This window comes from Kribbella sp. (assembly GCF_035687465.1).
Lineage (GTDB): Bacteria > Actinomycetota > Actinomycetes > Propionibacteriales > Kribbellaceae > Kribbella.
The window spans coordinates 1-8,346 of record NZ_DASRXP010000032.1 but is presented as its reverse complement, the minus strand read 5'-3'; the positions used below and the strand labels follow the sequence as shown (position 1 = coordinate 8,346).

The following is an 8,346-nucleotide window of genomic DNA, read 5'->3' as shown; positions in this document are numbered from 1 at the left end:
GAGCAGGTCGCGGTCGTCGAACAGCGCGCCGCCGATCCCGACCAGGGTCTCTAGGGGCCGAAGGCAAACCTGTGGCGGTGGCTGGGTCCGGACCCTAACGTCGTGGACATGACGGATCTTCTGGCGCGGGCTGAGGCGTTGCAGACCGAGGCCCGGCAGGTACTGCGCCGGCTGGACCTCGAGGTGGCCTTTCCCGCCTTCGGTCCACCCCAGGTGGTCGGCAGCGCCCTGTCCGGGTTGATGGCGTGGCGTGATCTGGATGTCGTCTTCATCGCGCCCTCGGCGACGGCCGACGAGGTGCTGGCCGGTCTGGCCAAGATCGCGAAGGCTGGTGGGCTGCTGGCGGCGGACTTCCGCGACGAGCGCGGCGACCGCCGGCCGACCCCCTCACCCACGGACGAGCGGTTCTATGCCGTACTCCGGTACGAGGGCGCGACCGCCGTCTGGAAGGTCGACCTGACCTTCTGGCTGCACCCGATCGCCCGCCCGCATGTCGCCGACGCCGATCGCCTCCGGGCCGCGACTCCTGAGCAGAAGCTGGCGATTCTCCGGCTCAAGGACGAGCACCCGGGCTACCCGGACGAGGTCGGCGGGACCGATATCTACAACGCGGTCCTCGACCACGGCATTCGCAGTACCGCCGAACTCACGGCCCACCTGGGCGGCTAAGAGCACCGACCGTCCGGCAACGCCACCGGACGGTCGGTACTCGCTCGTCCCGGGTGCGCGAGGCACCCGGAAGTTCTTCAGAGCAGCCCCAGCTCCCTCGATTCGCTGTCGCTGAAGAGCCGGGACCGGATCAGGAAGCGGACACCCTCCGGTGCCTCGACCGAGAAGCCGCCGCCCCGGCCCTTCACCACGTCGACGGTCAGATGGGTGTGCTTCCAGTACTCGAACTGGCTCGCCGACATCCAGAAGGCGATCGGCTTGTCCAGTCCGTCGACGACGAGATCGGCCAGCTGGACGTCCGCCGCGCCGGTCTTGAACTCGCCGTCCGGGAAACACATCGGTGAACTGCCGTCGCAGCACCCGCCGGACTGGTGGAACATCAACGGGCCGTGTAGCTCGGTCAGGCGGCGGAGCAACTCCGCCGCCGTCTCCGTGAACGTAACCCTCTCCACCATGGTCTTAGAAGAAGCCGAGCTTGTTCGGGGAATAGCTGACCAGCAGGTTCTTGGTCTGCTGGTAGTGGTCGAGCATCATCTTGTGGTTCTCCCGGCCGATGCCGGAGTTCTTGTAGCCACCGAAGGCGGCGTGCGCGGGGTACGCGTGGTAGCAGTTCGTCCAGACCCGGCCGGCCTGGATCTCCCGCCCGGCCCGGTATCCGGTGTTCATGTCCCGCGTCCAGACCCCGGCGCCGAGGCCGTACAGGGTGTCGTTGGCGATCTTCATCGCGTCGGCGTAGTCGTCGAACTTCGTCACCGAGACGACCGGGCCGAAGATCTCCTCCTGGAAGATCCGCATCTTGTTGTCGCCCTCGAAGATGGTCGGCTGGATGTAGTAGCCGCTGCTCAGGTCGCCACCGAGATCGGCCTTCTCGCCGCCGGTGATCACCTTGGCGCCTTCAGCCTTGCCGATGTCGATGTAGGACAGGATCTTCTCGTACTGGTCGTTGCTGGCCTGGGCGCCCATCATCGTGTCGGTGTCCAGCGGGTTGCCCTGCTTGACCGCCTCGGTCCGGGCCTTCGCGTCGGACAGGAACGAGTCGTAGATGCCGGCCTGGATCAGTGCCCGCGACGGGCAGGTGCAGACCTCGCCCTGGTTCAGCGCGAACATCGTGAAGCCTTCGAGCGCCTTGTCGTAGAAGTCGTCCTTGCTGGTGGCGACGTCGTCGAAGAAGATGTTCGGGCTCTTGCCGCCGAGTTCGAGCGTCACCGGGATGATGTTCTCCGACGCGTACTGCATGATCAGGCGACCGGTCGTGGTCTCACCAGTGAACGCGACCTTGGCCACTCTGTTGCTAGAGGCAAGCGGTTTGCCGGCCTCCACGCCGAACCCGTTGACGATGTTGAGGACGCCCGGCGGGAGCAGGTCGCCGATCAGTTCCATCAGCACGTGGATCGAGGCCGGGGTCTGTTCGGCCGGCTTCAGGACGACCGCGTTGCCGGCCGCGAGTGCCGGCGCCAGCTTCCAGGTCGCCATCAGGATCGGGAAGTTCCACGGGATGATCTGGGCGACGACGCCGAGCGGCTCGTGGAAGTGGTAGGCCACGGTGTCGTCGTCGACCTGTGAGATCGAGCCCTCCTGGGCCCGCAGCGCGCCGGCGAAGTACCGGAAGTGGTCGATCGCCAGCGGCATGTCCGCGGCCAGCGTCTCGCGGACCGCCTTGCCGTTGTCCCAGGTCTCCGCGACCGCGAGCAGTTCGAGGTTGTCCTCGATCCGGTCCGCGATCTTGTTCAGGATGTTCGCGCGTTCGCCGGCCGACGTCCGGCCCCAGCCGGGTGCCGCGCCGTGCGCTGCGTCGAGGGCGCGCTCGACGTCGTCGGCGGTGCCTCGCGCGATCTCGGTGAAGTTCTCGCCGGTGACGGGGGTCGGGTTCTCGAAGTACCCGCCTTTGGCCGGCGGTACCCACTCGCCTCCGATGTAGTGGTCGTACCGGGATTTGTACTCGACCGGGCTGTCCGGTTGCCCAGGAGCCGCATAGATGGTCATCGGTCCTCCTCAGATGGATGGGCGGTGCCCGCAAAGTAGGTCCGGTGACGTTGCATGAACGTTGCATCGCGCTGCGTCGATCGCGCAGCTTCCCGGTCATCCCTTGAACGGGGACCGTTTCCGGGCGAGGCTGGCCCCTGTGGACGCACCCGAGAAGGCGCGCCGGCTGAGTCAGTTGTACGACCAGGTGCTCGGTGGTGACCGGGTGCCGGGTCAGCCGCGCCCGCTGGTCGCCGAATCCTGGGAACGATCACTGGCGGCTTCGGTCGACCCCGAACTCGACGCGCCGCCGGTGATGATCTCGGCCGACCTGCTCGAGGCCCTGCGGGACAACCACCCGCTCAACGCGGTGTTGCCGATCCTGCGCCAGACGCTGACCACCTTCGCGGACGAGGCGTCGCACATCATGATCGTCACCGACGCACAGGGACTGATCCTCTGGCGGGAGGGCGCTGCCGAGGTACGGCGGCAGGCCGACCGGATCGCGTTGTCCGAAGGTGCGGTCTGGTCCGAGGACGCGATCGGCACCAACGGCATGGGTACTGCGCTCGCAGCCGACCAGCCGGTGCAGATCCACTCGGCCGAACACCTCGTCCGTCGCATCCACGCGTGGACGTGTGCCGCGGCGCCAGTGCACGATCCCGACACCGGCAAGCTGGTCGGCGCGGTCGACGTCTCCGGTCCGCTGCGCACTGTCCACCCGGCGATGATGGCGTTGGTGACAGCAGCCGCGCAGCTGGCCGAGGGACAGCTGCGGGTGCGGATGGCGGCTGCCGACGAGCAACTGCGTGCTCGCAACATGCGGCACCTGATCGCGCTCGGGGAGGCACCGGGCGCGCTGCTGACCGCGACCGGCAGGGTCCTCGCGGTCCAGCCGCTGGCCTCGTTGCCGAACCGGCTCGACGTCCCGGACGGCGCCGACCGGATCCAGCTCGGCGACGGTCGCGAGGCCGTGGTCGAGCAGCTCGACGAGGGCTACCTTCTCCGCATCCCAGGCCCGGTACGCCGCCGGCGCACCTCGCTGCGACTGAGACTCCTTGGTTCGAGCCAGCCGATGGCCGTCGTCGGCGGCCGGGAGATCAGCCTGACCTTGCGACGGGCCGAGGTGCTCGCACTGCTCTTGTTGCACCCGGCCGGGCTCACCGGGGAGCAGTTGATGCTGCACCTGTACGGCGACGAGGGAAACCCGACGACGGTTCGCGCCGAGATGCACCGGCTGCGCACCTTGCTCGGCCTGGGGGTGCTCGACACCAAGCCGTACCGGATCATCGCCGAGGTGACCGGCGATATCACCGACGTCCAGGCAGCCATGCGCTCCGGAGATCTGCCGCTGGCCATGGATCTGTACTCCGGTCCGCTGCTGGAGCGGTCCGAAGCGCCGGCGTTGCGCGCCGAACGAGCCGAGCTCGACGCGACGCTGCGCCGCGCAGTACTGGACTCTGGTGACGCCGACCTGATCTGGCGTTACGCGCAGACCTCGGTGGGCGCCGAGGACCTGGAGGTGTTCGAGCGGTTGGAGCTCGAGTTGCCCGCTCTCGACCGCCGCCGTCCCGCTGTCGCGGCCAGACTCGGCCGGCTGGCGGACTAGTTCAGATAGTGGACACCGGACTTTAAGTGCACCAGGCTGGTCTAGTTTCGCTGGTGTGATCGTCGTGGATGACTCGTTGTCGCCGTCACGCCCTGCCGGGCGGGGCGGCGACCGATCCACGCTCGATCAGGGTCGGCTCGACCGTGGTCCGGCGGACCCGGCGGTTGGTGTCCACGGCCGACGTCACCCGGGCGACCACGTCCGCGACCAGCTCGTCGAGCGGCCAGTGGAAGGTGGACAGGGGCGGCGTCAGCAGCCGGGACAACGGCTGGTCGTCGTAGCCGAGGAGCGAGAGCTCGTCCGGCAGGCGGATCCCCAGCTCGGCGCACGCGGCGTACACACCGAAGGCCATCGAGTCCGCCAGTGCCAGGATGCCGGTGGGCCGTGGCTTCGAGCTGAGCAGCTCGCGGGCGACGTCGGTGGCACCGTTCAGGTCGTGCGGACAGGGGATGATCCGGACCTTCAGCTTCAGGCCGAACGCGATCCGCTGAGCGATCTCCTCCGCGGGCCGCTCGACCTCTACGCGCCGCGATGGGCTCAGCACGGCGACGGTCCGGTGACCCGCCTCGGCCAGTCGGCGCAGCGCAGTACTGACTCCGGCCTCGTTGTCGAAGAGGACCTCGGACTTGGCCTTGGCCGCCGGCAGTGCGTCGCCGATCGCGATCACCGGCGCCTGCTGGGCAATCTTGGCCCAGGCCTTCGCAGCCGGGTCGATCGGGATCACCACGATCGCGTCGGCCCGGTGGTCGACCAGGTGCTGGGCCAGCTGGAGCTGACGGTCGGCGTCGCCGGCGGAATCGATGATCCAGGCGTTGCGGTCGGGCGCGAGCAACTCGCGGCCGAGGGCCGCGGCCAGGCGCTGCTGCCAGAGGTCTTCGAGCGAGGCGCAGAGCACTCCGACCGAACCGCTCCTGCCGGAGGCGAGAGCGCGCGCGACCGGATCGACCTGGTATCCGAGGCGCTCGGCGGCTTCCTGCACGCGCTGTTGGGTTTCCGGCGTTCCCTGCAGTCCTCGCAGTGCGTAGGAGACCGCAGCCATCGACAGGCCGGTGTCGGCCGCGATGTCTTTGAGCGTTGGCCTACGGCCACTTCCGGGCATACCAAGCACCCTAGTGGCAGGCACCGACAAAGAACGTCTGGCTGGACAGTAGCTTGACAAGGAAGCCTTTGAAGCGCTTCACTGTGTCTGTCTTGAAGCGCTTCAAAATGACCGCCACCACCAGAACACCGCGAGAGGAGAGCCCATGATCGACGTCCACCAGCACCTGTGGCCGGCCCAGTTCGTCGACCGCTTGCGGGCTCGCACGACCGCGCCGTACCTGGACGGCTGGACGTTGCACACGACCGGCGAACCGCCGTACGAGGTGGATCCGGCGGCGCACGCAGTCGACAAGCGGATCGCCCTGGAGCAGGACGCGGGGACGACCTTGGCCGGTGTCTCGTTGTCCAGCCCGCTGGGGATCGAGCAGCTCGGTGACCTGGCCCTGCTGGACGCGTGGCACGTCGGCGCCGCGGAGCTGCCCGAGCCCTTCAAGCCCTGGGCCGCGGTCAACTTGCTCGAGCCCGATCTCGATGGCGTGGCTGCTCTCCTTGCCGACGGCTTCCTTGGGCTGCAGTTGCCTGCTCACATCCTCGGTACGCCGGCAGCTTGGGCCGGCGTCGGCTCATTGCTCGAGGTCGCCGAGCGGTTGAACAAGCCGATCCTGGTGCACCCCGGTACTGCGGCGGCGCCGGCTGGGGAGGTGCCCGGTTGGTGGGCCCCGGTGGTCGACTACACGATCCAGCTCCAGGCTGCTTGGTGGGCCTGGCACGCCTTTGGTGGACGGGCCTCCTTCCCGCAGTTGCGACTGTGCTTCGTCGCCGCGGCAGGCCTCGCCCCGGTTCACCACGAGAGGCTCGCCGCCCGCGGCGGTCGTCTCGGCACCATCGACACCAACCTGTACGTCGACACCTCGAGCTACGGCCCGCAGGGGATCGACGCGGTCGCCCGGATTCTCGGCATCGACCAGGTCGTGCACGGCACCGACCGGCCGTACGCCAGGTCCGTCGACCTCCGCCAGGGCGACGCCGCGACCGCGGTGATTCGCCAAGCCAACCCGCACCGGCTCCTGTACGGACCGGTGCCACCTCCTGAGAGGGGAGTGCAGTGACTGCTCAGCCCGTTTCCGACCTACCCGTCGTACCCGCGCGCCAGGCCAGCCGGCTCGTGGAGCTCAACGACTGTCTGTCGCTGGACAACCTTCCTGGGCGTGATCTCGACCCCAGTGAACTCGCCGAACTGGCCGGCGGTATCGCCGCCCAGCCGCACCTGTGGGAGGACAAGGTCGCCTACAGCGACGAGGAGCGCGTGTTCGCCTCGCTGCACCGCGACGCCAACGTGGACGTCTGGCTGATCTGCTGGACCCCGGTGAACGACACCGGCTGGCACGATCACGACGTCTCCTCGGGCGCAGTCGCCGTGGCCCGCGGCAAGCTGGTCGAACACAACCTGGCGATCGGGACCGAGTCGATCGAGACCGAGATCGAGGCGGGCGACGTCTACGGCTTCGGCCCGGACCACATCCACCGCGTGGTCGGAAGCGACAAGGGCAGCGTCACCGTCCACGCCTACAGCCCGCCGCTGTGGCGGATGGGCCAGTACTCCGTCAAGGAAGGCGTCCTCCGCCGCGTCTCCGTCTCGTACGCCGACGAGTTGCGCCCCCTCGACTGACCTCGAGGATCTGCCCCGGGTTGCCCCGGGATCTGGCCTGCTGCTGCCCCGGGTGGAGTCAGCAGAGTCGGGTGGCATGACGACGCAGGCTGATATCGAGAGCCACTACACCGACAGGCATGACGAGGCGAGCCGGCTGCGGTCCACTTTGAAGGGCCGGCTCGAACTCGCCCGAGTGCAGGATCTGCTCACGCGGTACCTCCCGGAACCGCCCGCCGAGGTCGCGGACATCGGCGGCGGGCCGGGGATCCACGCGAGCTGGCTGAAGGAGCGCGGGTACTCCGTCGAGCTGCTCGACCCCGTGCAGCACCACGTCGACCAAGCCACAGCCGCCGGGATCAGCGCAGTACAAGGGGATGCGCGGCGGTTGCCCTGGGACAACGAGTACTTCGACGCCGTGTTGCTGGCGGGCCCGATGTACCACCTGCCGGAGGCTGCCGATCGGCGGCTGGCCCTGCGGGAGGCGATCCGGGTGATCCGGCCCGGCGGGTTCGTCGCGGTGATCGCGATCAATCGCGCGGCGAACCTGATCGGGTCCACGCTCGCCAACAAGTTGTTGCTGCGGCGCGGGGTGGTGACGGACATCCTCGAGACCGGGTTCAGCCCGGACAACGAGCGGATGGCGCAGACGACGTACCACACCACCACTCAGCTCCGGACGGAACTGACGAACGCCGGCCTCCGTGCGGTGACGCTGCACGGGCTGACGGGGCCGGGTGGCTGGTTGACGGTGACGATCGACGCGCACTTCCAGGGCGAGCCGTTGCCGGAGAGTCTCCGCGAGCCGGATCCGCTGCAGACCGCACTGGACTGTTCGCGGATCGCCGATGGCTTCCCGGAACTGGTGCCCTCGAGTTCGTTGCTGTTCGCGGTCGGCCAGCGTGCTTGACAGTTGGCCCGGTCTGCAGATCCGTCTGGCGCGGTGGGTCCGTCGCAGGCGGGCGCGGAAGATGCGTGAACGCGCTGTCCGGTACGCCGACAACGGGTGGCCGGTGGCTCCTCTGGCGATCCCGCGGCACGGGAGTTGCGTCTGCCGGCGCGCCTGCGTCGATCCGCATCTCGTTGGTGAGGTGGTTCGGGATGCGGCTCGGGCCAGGCTCATTTGGAGTGAGTGCGGGTGGGACATCGCCCTGATCACCGAGGGATTCGAGGTTGTCGACGTACCGCCGGAGTACGGGGCCTTGCTGAATCAACTGCTGAAGACCGCGTGCCCGACGGCGATGGCGCCGGCGCACCGGCGCTGGTGGTTCTTTCTGGTGCCGGGCTCGATTCCGGCCGCGCAGGTGGCTGCCGCGGGCGGTGTACTGCACGCCGGCGTCGGTGGCGACCGGGGTGGTGGGGTGGGGGAAGTATCCAATTGGGTGCCAGCGCCGGGCACGCTGCTCGAGACTGGCGG

General features: G+C 68.6%; 9 protein-coding genes. 6 read left to right on the top strand and 3 right to left on the bottom strand.

The window, feature by feature from the left end:
* Positions 1-108 precede the first annotated feature (108 nt).
* Complete coding sequence (locus VFG33_RS01600) at positions 109-669, top strand: hypothetical protein (protein WP_325021567.1); 561 nt, start codon at positions 109-111, stop codon at positions 667-669.
* Positions 670-746: 77 nt separating this feature from the next.
* Here the strand turns inward: VFG33_RS01600 and VFG33_RS01595 are convergent, their stop codons facing one another.
* Entirely contained in the window at positions 747-1,124 is a 378-nt protein-coding gene (locus tag VFG33_RS01595) for a DUF779 domain-containing protein (protein WP_325021565.1), read from the bottom strand.
* 4 nt (positions 1,125-1,128) lie between these two features.
* Positions 1,129-2,652: an aldehyde dehydrogenase gene (adh, locus tag VFG33_RS01590; protein WP_325021562.1), complete on the bottom strand. Its 1,524-nt coding sequence runs from the start codon at positions 2,650-2,652 to the stop codon at positions 1,129-1,131.
* A gap of 139 nt (positions 2,653-2,791) precedes the next feature.
* On the opposite strand from adh, the gene VFG33_RS01585 reads away from it, so the two are divergent.
* A complete protein-coding gene (locus tag VFG33_RS01585) occupies positions 2,792-4,240 on the top strand; it encodes a GAF domain-containing protein (protein ID WP_325021560.1) in 1,449 nt (482 codons plus the stop codon).
* A gap of 85 nt (positions 4,241-4,325) precedes the next feature.
* On the opposite strand, the gene VFG33_RS01580 is transcribed toward VFG33_RS01585, so the two are convergent.
* Positions 4,326-5,339, bottom strand: coding sequence for a LacI family DNA-binding transcriptional regulator (locus tag VFG33_RS01580; protein WP_325021558.1), 1,014 nt, complete (start codon positions 5,337-5,339; stop codon positions 4,326-4,328).
* A 145-nt stretch (positions 5,340-5,484) separates the two neighbouring features.
* On the opposite strand from VFG33_RS01580, the gene VFG33_RS01575 reads away from it, so the two are divergent.
* The 4 genes from VFG33_RS01575 to VFG33_RS01560 all read left to right on the top strand — a co-directional run.
* Positions 5,485-6,390, top strand: coding sequence for an amidohydrolase family protein (locus VFG33_RS01575; RefSeq protein WP_325021556.1), 906 nt, complete (start codon positions 5,485-5,487; stop codon positions 6,388-6,390).
* Positions 6,387-6,950, top strand: coding sequence for a cysteine dioxygenase (locus VFG33_RS01570; protein ID WP_325021553.1), 564 nt, complete (start codon positions 6,387-6,389; stop codon positions 6,948-6,950). Before VFG33_RS01575 ends, VFG33_RS01570 begins: the two co-directional genes overlap by 4 nt.
* A gap of 76 nt (positions 6,951-7,026) precedes the next feature.
* On the top strand, positions 7,027-7,839 hold the full coding sequence (locus VFG33_RS01565; RefSeq protein ID WP_325021551.1) for a class I SAM-dependent methyltransferase: 813 nt from the start codon (positions 7,027-7,029) through the stop codon (positions 7,837-7,839).
* A gap of 61 nt (positions 7,840-7,900) precedes the next feature.
* Positions 7,901-8,346, top strand: a 446-nt coding sequence (locus VFG33_RS01560; RefSeq protein ID WP_325021549.1) for a bifunctional DNA primase/polymerase, incomplete at its 3' end; no start/stop codon positions are given.